The 15,532-nt window shown below is 66.8% G+C and carries 14 protein-coding genes; 9 read left to right on the top strand and 5 right to left on the bottom strand.

Going from position 1 to position 15,532, the window contains the following annotated elements:
• Window positions 1-259: 259 nt before the first annotated feature.
• The 6 genes from RZV17_RS09050 to RZV17_RS09025 all read left to right on the top strand — a co-directional run bounded on the left by RZV17_RS09050 (window position 260) and on the right by RZV17_RS09025 (window position 5,803).
• Window positions 260-544: a DUF4190 domain-containing protein gene (locus RZV17_RS09050; protein ID WP_039404416.1), complete on the top strand. Its 285-nt coding sequence runs from the start codon at window positions 260-262 to the stop codon at window positions 542-544.
• A gap of 2 nt (window positions 545-546) precedes the next feature.
• Window positions 547-1,314 (top strand): class I SAM-dependent methyltransferase, encoded by a 768-nt coding sequence (locus tag RZV17_RS09045; RefSeq protein WP_166745215.1) that lies wholly within the window; start codon window positions 547-549, stop codon window positions 1,312-1,314.
• A 5-nt stretch (window positions 1,315-1,319) separates the two neighbouring features.
• Window positions 1,320-2,375 carry a quinone-dependent dihydroorotate dehydrogenase gene (locus RZV17_RS09040; protein WP_047697863.1) on the top strand — a complete coding sequence of 352 codons (1,056 nt, stop codon included), beginning with the start codon at window positions 1,320-1,322 and terminating at the stop codon, window positions 2,373-2,375.
• Window positions 2,372-3,424, top strand: coding sequence for a UDP-N-acetylmuramate dehydrogenase (murB, locus tag RZV17_RS09035; RefSeq protein WP_166752998.1), 1,053 nt, complete (start codon window positions 2,372-2,374; stop codon window positions 3,422-3,424). The genes RZV17_RS09040 and murB overlap by 4 nt, the downstream gene beginning before the upstream one ends.
• Window positions 3,418-4,329, top strand: a complete 912-nt coding sequence (locus tag RZV17_RS09030) for a DMT family transporter (RefSeq protein WP_039404409.1) — start codon at window positions 3,418-3,420, stop codon at window positions 4,327-4,329. Before murB ends, RZV17_RS09030 begins: the two co-directional genes overlap by 7 nt.
• A 175-nt stretch (window positions 4,330-4,504) precedes the next feature.
• Window positions 4,505-5,803: an MFS transporter gene (locus RZV17_RS09025; RefSeq protein ID WP_355608764.1), complete on the top strand. Its 1,299-nt coding sequence runs from the start codon at window positions 4,505-4,507 to the stop codon at window positions 5,801-5,803.
• An 87-nt stretch (window positions 5,804-5,890) separates the two neighbouring features.
• Here the strand turns inward: RZV17_RS09025 and RZV17_RS09020 are convergent, their stop codons facing one another.
• The 3 genes from RZV17_RS09020 to ispG all read right to left on the bottom strand — a co-directional run bounded on the left by RZV17_RS09020 (window position 5,891) and on the right by ispG (window position 8,543).
• On the bottom strand, window positions 5,891-6,271 hold the full coding sequence (locus tag RZV17_RS09020) for a cupin domain-containing protein (protein ID WP_355608761.1): 381 nt from the start codon (window positions 6,269-6,271) through the stop codon (window positions 5,891-5,893).
• A gap of 327 nt (window positions 6,272-6,598) precedes the next feature.
• Window positions 6,599-7,297: a phosphatase PAP2 family protein gene (locus tag RZV17_RS09015; RefSeq protein WP_184370624.1), complete on the bottom strand. Its 699-nt coding sequence runs from the start codon at window positions 7,295-7,297 to the stop codon at window positions 6,599-6,601.
• Window positions 7,278-8,543 carry a flavodoxin-dependent (E)-4-hydroxy-3-methylbut-2-enyl-diphosphate synthase gene (ispG, locus tag RZV17_RS09010; RefSeq protein WP_166745220.1) on the bottom strand — a complete coding sequence of 422 codons (1,266 nt, stop codon included), beginning with the start codon at window positions 8,541-8,543 and terminating at the stop codon, window positions 7,278-7,280. The genes RZV17_RS09015 and ispG overlap by 20 nt, the downstream gene beginning before the upstream one ends.
• A gap of 120 nt (window positions 8,544-8,663) precedes the next feature.
• Between ispG and RZV17_RS09005 the strand changes: the two genes are divergently transcribed.
• Both RZV17_RS09005 and RZV17_RS09000 read left to right on the top strand, forming a co-directional pair.
• Entirely contained in the window at window positions 8,664-9,890 is a 1,227-nt protein-coding gene (locus RZV17_RS09005) for an ATP-binding protein (protein WP_355608757.1), read from the top strand.
• The gene (locus RZV17_RS09000; RefSeq protein ID WP_046962497.1) at window positions 9,887-10,465 is read left to right on the top strand and encodes a response regulator transcription factor; all 579 of its coding nucleotides are present in this window, start codon (window positions 9,887-9,889) and stop codon (window positions 10,463-10,465) included. Before RZV17_RS09005 ends, RZV17_RS09000 begins: the two co-directional genes overlap by 4 nt.
• Before the next feature lie 44 nt (window positions 10,466-10,509).
• Here RZV17_RS09000 and RZV17_RS08995 read toward each other — a convergent pair whose 3' ends face one another.
• The gene (locus RZV17_RS08995) at window positions 10,510-11,502 is read right to left on the bottom strand and encodes a glycoside hydrolase family 5 protein (protein ID WP_355608754.1); all 993 of its coding nucleotides are present in this window, start codon (window positions 11,500-11,502) and stop codon (window positions 10,510-10,512) included.
• A 424-nt stretch (window positions 11,503-11,926) separates the two neighbouring features.
• Here RZV17_RS08995 and RZV17_RS08990 point away from each other — a divergent pair, with 424 nt between their 5' ends.
• The gene (locus tag RZV17_RS08990; RefSeq protein WP_355608750.1) at window positions 11,927-13,780 is read left to right on the top strand and encodes an EAL domain-containing protein; all 1,854 of its coding nucleotides are present in this window, start codon (window positions 11,927-11,929) and stop codon (window positions 13,778-13,780) included.
• Between the two features lie 184 nt (window positions 13,781-13,964).
• Here the strand turns inward: RZV17_RS08990 and RZV17_RS08985 are convergent, their stop codons facing one another.
• Window positions 13,965-15,527, bottom strand: a complete 1,563-nt coding sequence (locus tag RZV17_RS08985; RefSeq protein ID WP_039566338.1) for a sodium/sugar symporter — start codon at window positions 15,525-15,527, stop codon at window positions 13,965-13,967.
• Between the last annotated feature and the right edge of the window lie 5 nt (window positions 15,528-15,532).

Here is a 15,532-nt window from a genome sequence, read left to right as displayed (position 1 = left end):
TGCTCGGCATCTGCGGCGACGCCGGACACGCCACTGACAACAGCATCGCGGCAATGCCAGGCGGCTGGCTGCCCTGCTCCGACACGCCCTGCTCTAGCAAGGCACCGCGGCGGCCCGGCCTGCTCTTCGGCACGTCAGGACATCCCAATGACCGGCCGCGCAGGGGTTCCCACCGCACACGGCACGCCTTTTCGGCGGCCGCTCTGGGATAATCGCGTCACCAGAGACCGGCTGCCGGCTCACTCTCACGGAGTTCATGATGAACGTTGTCGTTCGACAGACCAGCGCCATGGCCATCGTCAGCCTGGTCGCAGGCATTCTCGGCTGGACGCTGATCCCCTTTCTCGGCAGCATCTGCGCCATCATCACCGGCCATCTGGCGCGCGCCGAAATCCGGCGCAATCCGCAAGGCCTGGAAGGCGACGGGCTGGCGATCGGCGGGCTGATTCTTGGCTGGCTGGCAGTGGCGATGTGGCTGGTCGGCATCGTCATCTTCATCCTGTTCTTCGGTGGCATGGCATGGCTGGCGGCCTCCAGCAGTTGAGCATGGCTGCGCCCTCCTCTGCCCAGCGCTTCAACGACCGTGTGGCCGCTTACGTGCGCTACCGGCCCAGCTACCCGCCGCAGGTGTTGCGTTGGCTGCATGACGACCTGGGCGTCACCCCCGCCACGCCGGTGGCCGACATCGGCGCCGGCACCGGCATTTCCAGCCGCCTGTTTCTTGAAGCCGGCTACGCGGTCACTGCGGTAGAGCCGAATCCGGCCATGCGTGCGGCGGCCCAGCAATGGCTGGCGGAGTTTCCGGCCTTCCAGGCCACCGACGGCACTGCCGAAGCTACCGGCCTGGCTGATGCCAGCGTGGGTCTGGTGTCGGCGGCGCAGGCCTTCCACTGGTTCGACACGCAGGCAGTGCGCCGCGAATGGGCACGCATCCTGCAGCCCGGCGGCCTGGCGGCGGTGTACTGGAATTCGCGCGAACTGGACAGCACCGCGTTCCTGCGCGGCTACGAGCAGCTGCTGCTGGAGTACGGCACCGATTATTCGGCCGTGGCCGAACGCTACCAGGACGATGCCACCATGCAGGCCTGGTTCGGCGACGGGTTTCGCGCGATGGCGCGCTTTCCCAATGTCCAGCGGCTGGACTTCGATGCGCTGCGCGGCCGGTTGCTGTCGTCTTCGTATGCGCCGCTGGCACACGACCCGCGCCACGCGCCAATGCTGGCCGCGTTGCGCGCCCTGTTCGATGCGCACGCCCGCGACGGACTGATCGACTTCCATTACCAGACCCGCATTTTTGCCGGGAGTTTGAACTGACCCGCATGTATTCGCTTGCCCGCCCCTTCCTGTTTTCCCTCGATGCCGAGCGCGCCCACGCGCTGGCGCTGCGCTCCATCGATACCGCCTACCGCACCGGCACCACGTCGCTGCTGGCCAAGCGCCCGGTGCCGCTGCCGACCCCTGCCTTCGGCCTGATGTTCCCCAACCCGGTCGGACTGGGCGCCGGGCTGGACAAGAATGGCGAGCACATCGACGCCCTGCTGGCGTTGGGGTTCGGCTTTGTCGAGATCGGCACGGTGACCCCGCGCCCGCAGGAGGGCAACCCGAAGCCGCGCATGTTCCGGTTGCCCGAGTACCAGGCGGTGATCAACCGCATGGGCTTCAACAACCTGGGCGTGGATGCGCTGGTGGCCAATGTGCAGCGCGCGCGGCGGCGGGGTGGCCTGCTGGGCATCAACATCGGCAAGAACAAGGACACGCCCAACGAGGATGCCACCAGCGACTACCGCTACTGCATGGAGCGCGTGTACCCACTGGCCGACTACATCACCGTCAACATCTCTTCGCCCAATACCGCCGGCCTGCGCGAGCTGCAGGAAGAACAATCGCTGCGCCGCTTGATCGCCGACCTGCGCGAGACCCAGGAAGCGCTCGCCGCCCAGCACGGCAAGCGGGTACCGATGCTGGTGAAGGTGGCGCCGGACCTCAACGACCGCGACATCGATGCCGCCGCACGCGTGTTGGCCGATCTGGCCGTAGATGGTGTGATCGCCACCAATACCACGGTGACCCGCACCTTGATCGCCAATCACCCGCTGGCCGCCGAAGCCGGCGGTTTGTCGGGCGCGCCATTGCTGGGGCAATCCACCCTGGTGCTGCGCCGGCTACGCGCGCGGCTGCCCGAGTCGATCCCGTTGATCGGCGTGGGTGGCATCAGCTCCGGCGCCGACGCGGTGGCCAAGATGGCCGCCGGTGCGAGCCTGGTGCAGTGCTACAGCGGCCTGGTGTATCGCGGGCCGCCGTTGATCGGCGAATGCGTGGACGCCATCCGTCGCCGCCGCGAAGCGCCGAGCGGCGGTGCGGTGTCGCCGTTATGAGCGAGGCTGTGCAAACGGGCTGGCAGTTGAGCGAACACGCGCCATTGCGTGCGCTCAACACCTTTCACGTCGATGCCTGCGCGCGCTGGCTGCTGCGCATCCACACCCCCGAAGCCTTGCCACAGGCGCTGGCAGCGCCGCAGATCGCGGGCGAACCGCTGCTGGTGCTGGGCAGCGGCAGCAATGTGCTGCTGGCCGGCGACCCGCCCGGCTGCGTGCTGTGTTTCGAGAACCGCGACATTGCGATCATTGCGCACCACGCCGACCACGCCATCGTCCGCGCCGGTGCCGGCGTGAACTGGCATGCGCTGGTGCTGTATTCGCTGCAGCAGGGGCTGTCGGGGCTAGAGAATCTGGCGCTGATTCCCGGCACCGTCGGCGCCTGCCCGATCCAGAACATCGGCGCCTATGGCGCGCAGGTGGGCGACTTCATCCAGGTGGTGGAAGCCTTCGACCGGCACAGCCAGCAGTTCGTGCGGCTGGAGGCAGCAGACTGCGCGTTCGGCTACCGCGACAGCGTGTTCAAGCAGCAGCCCGAGCGTTACCTGATCGTGGCAGTAGAATTCAATCTGCCGCTGCTGCACGAGCTGCGGCTGGACTACGCCGGCATCCGCGAGGAGCTGGCCAGCATGGGCGCCGAGCTGGCGGGCGCGGCCGATGTGGCGCAGGCGGTGATCAACATCCGCCGCCGCAAGTTGCCGGACCCGGACGTGCTCGGCAATGCCGGCAGCTTCTTCAAGAACCCGCTGCTGCCGAGCGAACAGATTGCCGCGTTGCAGGCCACCTTCGCCGACATGCCGGTGTATCCGGGCGAGCAGCCTGGCCAGGGCAAGTTGTCGGCCGCCTGGTTGATCGAACAGTGCGGCTGGAAGGGCCAGCGCGAAGGCGACGCGGGCGTGTCGCCGGCGCATGCCTTGGTGCTGGTCAATTACGGCAGCGCAACCGGTGCACAGCTGCTGGACGTTGCGCGACGCATCGCCGAATCGGTGCGCGAGCGCTACTCGGTGATCCTGGAGCCGGAACCACGCATCATCGGAGCGCATTGGTGACTGCACCCTCGGCGTCCATGCGCGCCGCTGCCTGGATGCTGATCAGCACGCTCGCCTTCGGTCTGATGGCCATCACCATCCGGCTGGCATCCAAGACCGTCGCCACCACCGAGATCGCGTTCTTCCGCAATGCATTCGGCCTGCTGGCGTTGCTGCCGCTGCTCATTGGCCCCGGCAAGACGCTGCCGCGTACCCGTCAGTTGCCGCACTATTTCGCACGCACGCTGATTGGCCTGGCTTCGATGCTGTGCGGGTTCTGGGCGATCGGCCATCTGCCGTTGTCGCAGGCGATCTCGCTCTCCTATTCCACGCCGTTGTTCGTCACCGTGCTGGCCGTGATCTGGCTGCACGAACAGGTGCGCATGCGCCGCTGGCTGGCAGTGGCAGCCGGGTTTATCGGGGTGCTGGTGATCCTGCGCCCGGGCTCGTCCACCTTCAGCCCGGGACTGCTGATTGCGCTGCTCGCGGCAGTGATCAGTGCCATCGTGGCAATCCAGATCAAGCAGCTTTCGCGCAACGACGATTCGGACACGGTGGTGTTCTACACCTACGTGTTCTGGGTGCCGATGTCGCTGATACCGGCGCTGTTCCAGTGGACCTGGCCGCAGGGCATCGACTGGCTGTGGCTGGTGGCCACCGGCATCTTCGGCACCGCCGGACAGTTGTTCTGGACGCGCGCGCTCAAGCTGGGCGAAGTCTCGGCGCTGCAGCCGATCAGCTTCATGCAGCTGCCGCTGGTGGCACTGCTGGGCTGGTGGCTGTTCGGCGAGGCGATCGAGCGGCATACCGTGATCGGGGCGGCCATCATCATCGGCGCCAACGTCTACATCGCGCATCGCGAAGCGGTACTGGCACGTCGAGCCGCCACGCATGCGCCGGTGGAAGGCGCAAAACCCGGCGAATGAGTCCACCCGGCGCAGACGCGCAGGCATGTCCGGACCACCGAAGCATCCTATCGGCGATCACCGCGACACAGAATCGGCATACCGGTCCAGGCTGCAGGTCGCGCTAGCATGGGATGGCACGCCGCGACCGCCGTGACTGGCAGGCGCGCCACCACCCGCAACAGGACGCAGCTGCATGAACACGCATGACGCTCTCGGCACCGCCGCCCCACACCACCTGACGCGCCGCGACTACAGGACGCTGACCCTGGCCGCGCTGGGTGGCGCGCTGGAGTTCTACGACTTCATCATCTTCATCTTTTTCGCGAAGGTGCTGGGCGAACTGTTCTTTCCTCCAGGCATTCCGGAATGGACGCGGCAGCTGCAGACCTTCGGCATTTTTGCGGCCGGTTATCTGATCCGTCCGTTGGGCGGAATCGTGATGGCGCACTTCGGCGATCTGCTCGGCCGCAAGCGCATGTTCGCGCTCAGCATCGGCCTGATGGCATTGCCCACGCTGGCCATCGGTGTGCTGCCGACCTACGCGCAGATCGGCCTGGCCGCGCCATTGTTGCTGTTGACGATGCGCCTGCTACAGGGCGCGGCGATCGGTGGCGAGGTGCCCAGTGCCTGGGTGTTCGTCGCAGAACACGTGCCTGCGCAGCGCAGGGGCCTGGCCTGCGGCACATTGACTGCCGGCCTGGCTGCCGGCGTGCTGCTCGGCTCGCTCAGCGCCGGGGCGATCAATCGCGTCTACACGCCGCAGGAGATCGCCGACTACGCCTGGCGTCTGCCGTTCCTGGCGGGCGGGGTCTTCGGCCTGTTGTCGGTATATCTGCGGCGCTGGCTGCACGAGACCCCGGTGTTTGCCGAGATGGTGGCGATGCGTGCATTGGCGCGCGAAACGCCACTGAAGGTGGTGGTGCGCGACCATCCGCGCAGCCTGGCGCTGTCGTTATGGCTGACCTGGGTGGTGGCAGCGGCGGTGCTGGTGGTGTCGCTGATGACCCCCACCCTGCTGCAGAGCGCCTATGGCTATCCAGCGGCGGTCGCCTTGCAGGCCAACCTGCTGGCGGTGCTGCTGCAGGCCATCGGCTCGGTGGTGGCCGGCGCGCTGTCGGACCGCTGGAGCAACGGCCGCGTGCTGCTGGGTGGGAGCGTGCTCCTGGGCGTGAGCGCATGGCTGTTCTATCGCTTCGCCGGCGACCCGCAGTTGCTGTTCCCGCTGTATGCGCTGTTGGGCGCAGCGCTTGGCGTGCTGGGCGCAATCCCGCGCGTCATGGTCGAAGCGTTTCCGCCGGTGATCCGCCTGTCTGGCGTGTCGTTCGCCTACAACCTGGGCTACGCCGTGTTTGGCGGCCTGACCCCGCTGGTGGTGGTGATGCTGCTCAAGCAGCATCCGATGGGACCGGCGTATTACGTGATCCTGCTGGCGATGATCGGTGGCGTGATCGGGCTGCGGCTGTGGGGCGGTGAACGCACACGCAGGCTGTGAGTGCAGCGCTGTGACGACGGGCGAGGCCGGCAACGCACGCGCACCCAATCACGGGCATTGGCGAGAGGCTTCGTGCAACCTGCCGGCCTAGCCTGTGTGCAGCCCATCGAGTTCGGGCAGCAGCACCACGCTTTCGTGGGTGTCGGGGTCGGTTCTGGCCACCAGCACCACCGCGGGTTGCGCACAGTCGTTGTAGGGCTGGTGCGGCATGCCGGCCGGGATGTAGAGAAAATCGCCCGGCTCCACTACCTCGTGATGCTGCAGCGCCGCGCCGTACCAGACCTTGGACACGCCGGTCAGCGCGTAGATGGCGGTTTCGTGCGCCGCATGCAGATGCGGTTTGGCACGCGCGCCTGGTGCAATGGTGACCATGTGCAGGCTGAGATGCGTTGCGCCCACGCTTTGCGCACAGATACCCATCGCGTACTGGACACCCTGCTCCGCCAGCGTGACGTCGCTTGCGCGCAAGACCCGGCAGCTTGCCGCTGGGCCAGCATTGGGTAACACCACATCCACGTGCATGTTCTCAGCCATCAGCTTGCAAAGTGGCCTGCGCAGTCGCCGGGTCGGTGCGCCGCGCGTCCTGCCTGATCGGCACGACGGCGCGGCGCAGGCAGCGACGATAGTCCAGGGGAACGATGTCTTCCCACACGAATGCGAACCCGGCATCGTCAAACCGAAATGCCCAGGCGCCAGCCGCTGGCGGTACGGCAGACCACGCATGGCGCAGACCGCGCCGCCGCCGGCACCTGCCGTGCCGCTGCGCGGGACTCAGGACAAGCCGCGAACCGCCACTCAGGCGGAGGCGATGCGGCGACGCCAATGCGGCCGCCGTGCGCCGCGAAACATCACCAGATACAGGCCGACCACCCACACCAGCGCGGCCGACCAGCCACCGAGGATGTCGGAGGGGTAATGCACGCCCAGGTAGATACGCGAGACCCCGACCAGCAGCGCGAATGTGCTGGCCGCAACCGTCACCGGCCAGCGCCAACGGGTGCGCCAGGCCAGCGCGATGACCACCGCCGCGAGCGTCATCGAGCCCATCGCATGACCACTGGGAAAACTGAAGGTGCTCTCCGGCGCGATCGATTCCCACAGGCTCGGCCGGTTGCGCTGAAAGAACTGCTTGGCGCCCATGTTCAACAGCGCCGAGCCGCCGAAGCCGAGCGCGGCAAAGGTGCCCTCACGCCAGCGCCGTAAGACCAGCAGCACCAGCACGATCGCGATATCCGCCGGAATCACGCCGTACTGGTAGCCCACCTTCGATATCACGCCGAACAGCGCATCCAGCGTCGGGGTGGCGATGCTGCGCATGCTCCACAGCAATGGCTCGTCGAAATAGAAATTTTCCAGCTCGTGCACTTCATCGGCCAGGTCCACGAACAGGCCCAGCGGCAGCAGCACCCCGACGAACAACAGTCCCATGCGCCACGCATTGCTGCGCAACCACGCCTTGAACCCGGCCGGCGACTCAGCCGGCGCGGCGGACATAGGTGCGTTCGACGTACTGGTCGATCAGGTCGATGAATTCGTAAGCGATGTTCTCACCGCGCAAGGTGACGCTTTTTTCGCCATCGATGAACACCGGCGCGGACGGCGCCTCGCCCGTGCCCGGCAGCGAGATACCGATATTGGCGTGGCGCGACTCGCCCGGGCCGTTGACCACGCACCCCATCACCGCCAGGGTCATGTTCTCGGCACCGGGGTTGGAGATCTTCCACTCCGGCATCTTGGCGCGCACATGGTTCTGCACCACGCCAGCCAGTTCCTGGAAGAACTCGGAAGTGGTGCGCCCGCAGCCGGGGCATGCGGTGACCATCGGGGTGAACGCGCGTTGCCCGGTGGTCTGCAGCAGCTCCTGCGCGACCACCACTTCCTGCGTGCGCGACTGGCCGGGCTCCGGCGTCAGCGAGATGCGGATGGTGTCGCCGATGCCCTCCTGCAGCAGCACGCTCAGCGCCGCAGCCGAGGCGACGATGCCCTTGCTGCCGATGCCGGCTTCGGTCAGGCCCAGGTGCAGCGCAAAGTCGCAGCGGCTGGCCATGTCGCGATACACCGCGATCAGTTCCTGCACACCGGACACCTTGGCCGACAGGATGATGCGCTCGCGCGGCAAGCCCAGTTCCACCGCACGCTCGGCCGAATCCACCGCAGAGCGGATCAAGGCCTCGCGCAACACCCGGCCGGCATCCCAGGGCGTTTCGCGCTGCGAGTTTTCATCCATCAGCTGCGCCGCCAGCGACTGGTCCAGCGAGCCCCAGTTGGCGCCGATGCGTACCGGCTTGTCGTACTTGATGGCGAACTCGATCAGCTGACCGAACTGCAGATCCTTCTTCTTGCCGAAGCCGACATTGCCCGGATTGATGCGGTATTTGGCCAGCGCCTCGGCACAAGCCGGCTCGGCGGCAAGCAATTGGTGGCCGTTGTAATGGAAGTCGCCGATCAACGGGACTTCAATCCCCATCATGCGCAGCTTGTCCACGATGCGCGGAATGGCGGCAGCGGACTCGGCGTTGTTGACGGTCAGCCGTACCATCTCCGAGCCGGCGCGCCACAGTTCGGACACCTGTTTGACGCTGCCGGCGATGTCGGCGGTGTCGGTGTTGGTCATCGACTGGACGACCACCGGGTGGCCTCCGCCCACGATCACGCTGCCGATCTTGACGGCCTGGGTGATGCGACGCGGCCAGGCGGTGGCGTCGGCGGGAGGGGTTGGGCGGGTCACGGCGTCATGCATCGCGCTATTTTAGCCTGTCCGCCGTCGGCTCACAGCTGAAGCGACGCGCGGGCCGCCGCCGGCGCCGATGCGACGGTTTGTCGCAGGCCACCATTCCCCTGAGCGCATAGCATTGCCGTGATGAACAGCTCCGACGCCTCCTTCCTGCGGACCCTGTGCAGCCTGCGCTGGCTCGCCACCGCCGGCCAGGCCGCCACCATCCTGGTCGCCACCGGCCTGATGGGCTTGAACCTGCCGCAATGGCCGCTGTGGGCCGGTGTCGCCGCACTGGCGGTGTTCAACCTGTACGCCCAGCTGCGTGTGGCCCACCGTGGCGCGGTGAGCCCGGCCACCGAATTCGGCCACATCCTGGTCGATGTGACGGTGCTGACCTGGATGGTGGGCTGGAGCGGCGGCATCGCCAATCCGTTCGGCTCGCTGTTCCTGGTGCTGATCGCGCTGGCCGCGTTGGCGCTGCCGCTGGGCTGGGCGATGGCGGTGGCGGCGTCGTGCGTAGCCGGCTACGTGATCAGCGCGGCGTTCGGGCTGCCGCTGCCCTACGGCAGCTTCGACCCGCTCAGCCTGCACATGTGGGGCATGGCGGCCAACTTCCTGCTCTCCACGGTGGTGGTGCTGGCGTTCGCCACCCGGCTGGCGTTGTCCATGCGCGAACGCGAGCGCGAGATCTCCACCCTGCGCGAGCGCTTCGCCCGTAATGAAGGCATCGTCGCGCTGGCCACGCATGCGGCCTCGGTGGCGCATGAATTGAATACGCCGTTGGCGACGATGACCCTGCTGGTGGACGACATTGCCGACCAGTGCGACCAGGCCGAACTGCGCGAAGACCTGGACACCTTGCGCGAGCTGCTGGTGCAATGCCACGAGCGCGTGCTGGCCCTGGCCGCGCCAGCCGACAACGGCCACCTGAGCCGCGAAGTGGCAGTCAAGGACGTGCTGGAGCAATGGCGGCTGGTGCGCCCCACCATCGAGCTGCGCCGCAACGACGACGCACCGATGCGGCTGATGCTGCAGCCGGGCGTCAGCCACCTGCTGATGGTGCTGCTCAATAACGCCGCCGATGCCGGCGAACGGGCCGGGCGCCCGCAGATCGACCTCACCTTGCGCGTGGAGCACGACCATCTCAGCGGCGAAGTGCGCGATTACGGCCCCGGCTTCGACACCGCGCAGGCCATGTTGCCGGGCACCTTGTTCAACAGCGGCAAACACGACGGCATGGGCGTGGGCCTGGCGCTGTCGCATGCCACCGTCGAACGCCTGCAAGGCGAATTGTGGATGCTGCCCGCCGAAGGCAGCGGCGCCCGCGTCGGTTTCCGTCTGCCGCTCTCCGAACACGAGGCACTCGCATGACAAGCACTCCCATCCGCACCGGCCTGCTGGTCGACGACGACACCTTGTACCTGCGCACGCTGCAGCGCAGCCTGGCGCGGCGCGGGGTGGAAACGCTGACCGCCACCGACGCGGCCAGCGCGCTGTCCACCGCGCGTAGCGCCCTGCCGGATTTCGCCTTGATCGATCTCAAGCTCGGTCACGATTCCGGCCTGAGCCTGATCCAGCCGCTGCGCGAGATCCGCGCCGACATGCGCATCCTGCTGGTCACCGGCTATGCCAGCATCGCCACTGCGGTGGAAGCGATCAAACTTGGCGCCGACGACTACCTGCCCAAGCCGGCCAATATCCCCACCATCATGCGGGCGCTGGGCGAAGAGGACGACGACCTTCCCGAGCCGGACGAAGAAGAAACCGCGCAGGAAATGATGACCCCGCTCAGCCGCCTGCAGTGGGAGCACATCCAGCAGGCCCTGCACGAGACCGGTGGCAACGTCTCGGCGGCCGCACGCCTGCTCGGCATGCATCGGCGCTCGCTGCAGCGCAAGCTGACCAAGCGCCCCAGCCCGGGTCCATTGCGCGAACCAGGGCGCTGATCGCACCCGGGTCGCACGCACGTCTGGTCAGCCTCCCCGCTACGTCAACGCGGTCGGGCAGCAAACACGCTGGCCCGGCGCGAGGTGGCACGGATGCCGTCGGAGCCTTCAATCAATGTGCGGCCCCAGCTGCTCAGACGCGTCGGGTCCCAGCCAAGCACGATATCCAGCGACTGGGTGCTGCTGTCGTTGCCCGACCACGACCAGCCCATGTAGCCCACGTTGTACTGGCGCGCGCGCCGCATGATGGCCGCCTCGTCCACCTGCGCGCCGCGATGGTCGGCACCGAATTCGCCCACCACCAGCGCCAGGCGGTTGCCCTGGAATGCACGCAGGTACGCATCCACCGTGGCATCGTTGCCGAACACTTCGTACATGTGCACGCTGAAGACCAGGTTGCGACGGCTGTCGAGCGCCAGTAACGCAGCCGCGTTGTCGCGCATGTAGAACTGCCAGTCCTGGCCCCAGTTGGGCGCGTCCACCATCAGCGCGTGGGTCAAACCGGCGTTGCGCAAGGTGGCGATCGCACGGGCATGGCCGTTGACCCACTCGCTGGCACTGAGGCGGTTGCCGTACGGCTCGTTGCCGACATTGATGATGACGTAGTTCTCCTGTCCCACCAGCGCGCCACGGATGCTGGTCCAGTAGTTGGCCGCGTCGGCCAGGGTGCCGGCGGCGCCGTCCTCGCCGTAACCGGTGGTGTCGTGCACTTCCAGCACGGCGATCAGGCCCAGGCTCTTGCAGCGCGCGATGATGCGCGCCACCTCCGATTCGGGCGTGCGGTTCCAGCGATGCCCGCTGCTCAGCACCACGCGCACGCTGTTGGCGCCGGTGGCGGCAATCTGCGCCAGCGCCACATCGGTACGGTCGGCAAACCAGGCATGTGGCAGGTTGATGCCGCGCAGGACCAGTGCGTTGCCGTTGCTCTCGCGCAACTGCGTCCCGGACACGGATAAACCAGCATGTGCGGCGGACGCCAGCGCAAGGCCGGCCACCAGCAGCAGGGCGCGCTGCGCCAGACGAGTGAAGATCTTCATGGTCGCTCCAAGGTGGGTGCCGTGGACGCCTCGGCACGCAGTCGCATGCCCGGCCCACGTGCGGCCACCGTGCCCACCATGGGCATGTGCAATCGGCGGCCAGGTCACAGAACCGACAAAAACCGCAGATGCGGACTGAGCGCGCAGACCGCGACGCCGGCCGCTGGTAACGTTAACTTCCGTGCGTTCCCGGCAGTTGCCGGTGTCTTCTGCAAGGCGCATCCAGCCTTGCAGAATGAGGCGCGCGCGGCCTGCCGCGCTGCGCACTACGGTGCTGCAGCGCGAAACCACCGGCAGCATGCGGGCCGGCGCCGGGGCCATGCACGCGCCACGCCTTGCGCTGCAACACGCCACAGCGCTGCTGCCAGCTGAATAAGCCGGAGCGCGCACGTCAAGAGGTGGCGGCCTGGGCCGATAGAGGCACATGCAACCCTCGCCCGCCCCCAACTCCCTGCCGTCCTCCATGACCGACGAAGCCACCCGTCTGGCCGTCTTGCGCGGTCTCTGCCTGCTGGATTCGCCGCCGGACCCGGTATTCGAGACCATTGCCGCGATGGCCTCGCGCAGCCTGGGCGCGGAAATCGCGCTGGTGTCGCTGGTGGACGAACATCGCCAGTGGTTCAAGGCACGCGTCGGCCTGGACGCGTCGGAGACCCCGCGCGACCAGGCGTTCTGCGCCCACGCGATCCGCTCCGACGAGGTGATGGTGGTACCGGATGCACAGCTGGACCCGCGCTTTTGCGACAACCCGCTGGTGCTGGGCCCGCCGTATATCCGCTTCTACGCCGGCGCACCGCTGAAATTGCGCGAGGGCCACAGCATCGGCACGCTGTGCGTGATCGGCACCAGCCCGCGCGATGGCCTGGATGCAGAGGCATTGACCCGTTTGGAAGGTCTGCGCGACCTGGCCGTACTGCGGGTGGAAAACCTGCGCAGCACCACCTACCGTGATGGCGCCACCGGCCTGCCGAACCGTTCGCGTTTCAGCGAAGACCTGGATACCTGGCTGTCGCAGCGCGACACCGCACCGGCCACCACCGCGGTGGCCATCGATGTCTGCGGCAGCGATTATTTTCGCGACATGGTCAAGGCACTGGGCTGGGACTACGCCGATGGCTATGTCGCGCTGGCACAGCGTCGCCTGGCCGCCTACCTGCCCGGCGGCACCCTGCTGTACCGGCTGGACCCGACCACTTTCGGGTTCATGACACCCACCGAGAACCAGCGGCTGTCCAGCCTGTGCAACAAGGTCTCCAAGGCCTTTGCCGAACCGCTGGATCATCAGGGCATCCCGCATACCGCGGTGGCTTCGATCGGCGCGGTATCGCTGCAGACCAGCTACGGCGCCGCCGACACCATCCGCTCGCTCACCACCGCTGTGGACGTCTCGCGCGAGCGCGGGCTGGCGTGGAGCATGTACGAGCGCAAGCATGACGTGGCGCAACGCAATACCTTCCGCCTGCTTGCCGCCCTGCCCGCCGCACTGGACAGCGCCAGCCAGCTGCGCCTGCACTACCAGCCACGCGTGGACCTGCACGACCACCGCTGCGTGGCGGTGGAAGCCCTGCTGCGCTGGCAGCACCCGATGATCGGCCCGGTGTTGCCGTCCGACTTCGTGCCGATGGCCGAAAAGACCGCCCTGATCAACCGCATCACCGCCTGGGTCATCGACAACGGCATCGCCCAGGCCGCGCGCTGGCAGCAGCAGGGGCTGGATTTCAATCTCGCCCTGAACGTGTCGGCGGCCGACCTGGACCGCCGCGGGTTTGCCGGCCTGTTGCGGCGCGGCCTGGAACGCCACAAGCTGGACCCGCGCCGGCTGGAGATCGAATTCACCGAAAGCGCGATGATCCGCCACCCCGACCACCTGGCCGAGGAGCTGGCGGCGGTGGCCGCGTTGGGCGTGCACATCGCCATCGACGACTTCGGCACCGGCTACAGCAATTTCAGCTATCTCAAGCAGTTGCCGGCCAGCTCGTTGAAGATCGATCAATCGTTCATCCGCTCGCTGCCCGACAACCGCACCGACCGCACGCTGGTGCCGGCAATGATCCAGCTCGGCCACAGCCTGGGCCAGCGCGTGGTGGCAGAAGGCATTGAGTCGGCCGAGGCCTATGCGCAGCTGCGCGCCTGGGGCTGCGACGAAGGCCAGGGCTACTGGATCGCCAAGCCGATGCCGGCCGCCGCACTGGAAACCTGGCTGCAGACCCCGTGGCACGAACCACTCGCGGCACCGGGGGATCTGCTCGCAGCCAGCCTGGCTGCAGCGCGGGTCTGAGGCACGGCCATCGACAATGACGATGTCGTTGGTGGGAATCGGGAATCGATGGGAGCTGAGGCGACCGCGCGCTGCTCTGCAACGCTGAAACGCAGTGCGGCGCGACACCGGGGTGCCGCGCCGCACTGCGTATATGGAGTGAGCGGCTGACGCACGCGGCGTCAGCCACTTCTGCAACTGCCGCTTACCAGAACACCGCGTACAGCACGACCAGGATCGCGATCACGCCGGCGGCGCCGACCTTGAAGCCCAGCGTGGTGCCATAGGCCACATCGTCGGTGCGGATCAGATCGCGTGCCTGGGTGGCCGGCGTCATCAACGACACCAGGACCGCCAGCACCAGCGCAGCCAGGAACACCACGCCGATGCGGTCCATGAACGGCAGTTCCGGCCAGGCGAACTTGAGTGCGAACGACAACACCACCGAACCGATCGCCGCGGTCAGTGCGCCGGCTTCGTTGGCGCGCTTCCAGAACAGGCCGAGCATGAAGATCACCACCACGCCCGGCGTAAAGAAGCCGGTGAATTCCTGGATGAACTGAAAGCCCTGATCGAAGTTGCCCAGCAGCGGCCGCGCGGTGAGGATGCCGATCAGCACCGACACCGCCGCCACGATGCGGCCCACGCGCACCAGCTGCTTCTGCTCGGTGTGGGGGCGGAACTTGGCGTAGAAATCCAGGGTGAAGATCGTCGCCACCGAATTGATCTTCGACGCCAGCGAGGCCACGATCGCCGCCACCAGCGCCGCAAACACCAACCCCAAAATACCGGTCGGCAACAACTGCATCATGGTCGGATAGGCCTGGTCGGGCTTGGCCAGGTCCGGCGCCAGCACCACCGCGGCAATGCCCGGCACCACGATCACCAACGGCATCAGCAGTTTCAGGAACGCCGCAAACACCATGCCCTTCTGCGCCTCGCCGATGTTCTTGGCCGCCAGTGCGCGCTGGATGATGTACTGGTTGAAGCCCCAGTAGCTGATGTTCATGATCCACAGCCCGCCCAGCAGCACGCTCAGGCCGGGCAGATCCTTGTAGAACGGGTTGTCCTTGGTCAGGATCATGTGGAAGTGCTCCGGGTGCGCGCTCCACAGGTGCTTGAAGCCGGCCAGCACGCCGGCGCCATCGCCGATCCGCGCCAGGGTCAACCCGGCCACCAGCAGACCGCCCAGCACCAGCAGCGTGACCTGCACGATGTCGGTCAGCGCGACAGCTTTGAGACCGCCGTACAGCTGATAGACCAGCGCGAACACGCCGATCAGCGCCAGCGCCAGGGTCTGGTCCATGCCGGTGACCTGGCTCACTGCAATCGACCCCAGCCACAGGATCGAGGTGAGATTGACGAACACGTACAACAGCAGCCAGAACACCGCCATCAACGTACGGATCCACTTGCCGTAACGCTGCTCCAGGAACTGCGGCATGGTGTAGATGCCGTTGCGCAGGAAGATCGGCAGGAAGAACTTGCCCACGATCAGCAGCGTCAGCGCCGCCATCCATTCGTAGGAGGCAATCGCAAGACCAATGGCATAACCAGAACCGGCCATGCCGATGATCTGCTCGGCCGAAATGTTCGCGGCAATCAGCGATGCGCCGATCGCCCACCACGGCAACGACTTGCTGGCCAGGAAGTAATCCTCGGCGCTCTTGCTGTGGCCTGCCTTCTCGCGCGAGACCCACTGCGCAAGTACGAAGATGCCGGTCAGGTAGACCAGCACAATCACGATATCCAACGTCGCCAAACCCACTGCAC

This window comes from Xanthomonas cannabis, assembly GCF_040616535.1.
GTDB lineage: Bacteria > Pseudomonadota > Gammaproteobacteria > Xanthomonadales > Xanthomonadaceae > Xanthomonas > Xanthomonas cannabis.
Note: the sequence above shows the minus strand (reverse complement) of the source record. Positions and strands in the feature narration are given on the sequence as shown.

Bases quoted from the DNA above. Each gene is read 5' to 3' on its own strand.
- RZV17_RS09050 (WP_039404416.1), top strand. From the start codon at position 260: ATGAACGTTGTCGTTCGACAGACCAGCGCCATGGCCATCGTCAGCCTG.
- RZV17_RS09045 (WP_166745215.1), top strand. From the start codon at position 547: ATGGCTGCGCCCTCCTCTGCCCAGCGCTTCAACGACCGTGTGGCCGCT.
- RZV17_RS09040 (WP_047697863.1), top strand. From the start codon at position 1,320: ATGTATTCGCTTGCCCGCCCCTTCCTGTTTTCCCTCGATGCCGAGCGC.
- murB (WP_166752998.1), top strand. From the start codon at position 2,372: ATGAGCGAGGCTGTGCAAACGGGCTGGCAGTTGAGCGAACACGCGCCA.
- RZV17_RS09025 (WP_355608764.1), top strand. From the start codon at position 4,505: ATGAACACGCATGACGCTCTCGGCACCGCCGCCCCACACCACCTGACG.
- RZV17_RS09015 (WP_184370624.1), bottom strand. From the start codon at position 7,297: ATGTCCGCCGCGCCGGCTGAGTCGCCGGCCGGGTTCAAGGCGTGGTTG.
- ispG (WP_166745220.1), bottom strand. From the start codon at position 8,543: ATGCATGACGCCGTGACCCGCCCAACCCCTCCCGCCGACGCCACCGCC.
- RZV17_RS09005 (WP_355608757.1), top strand. From the start codon at position 8,664: ATGAACAGCTCCGACGCCTCCTTCCTGCGGACCCTGTGCAGCCTGCGC.
- RZV17_RS09000 (WP_046962497.1), top strand. From the start codon at position 9,887: ATGACAAGCACTCCCATCCGCACCGGCCTGCTGGTCGACGACGACACC.
- RZV17_RS08995 (WP_355608754.1), bottom strand. From the start codon at position 11,502: ATGAAGATCTTCACTCGTCTGGCGCAGCGCGCCCTGCTGCTGGTGGCC.
- RZV17_RS08990 (WP_355608750.1), top strand. From the start codon at position 11,927: ATGCAACCCTCGCCCGCCCCCAACTCCCTGCCGTCCTCCATGACCGAC.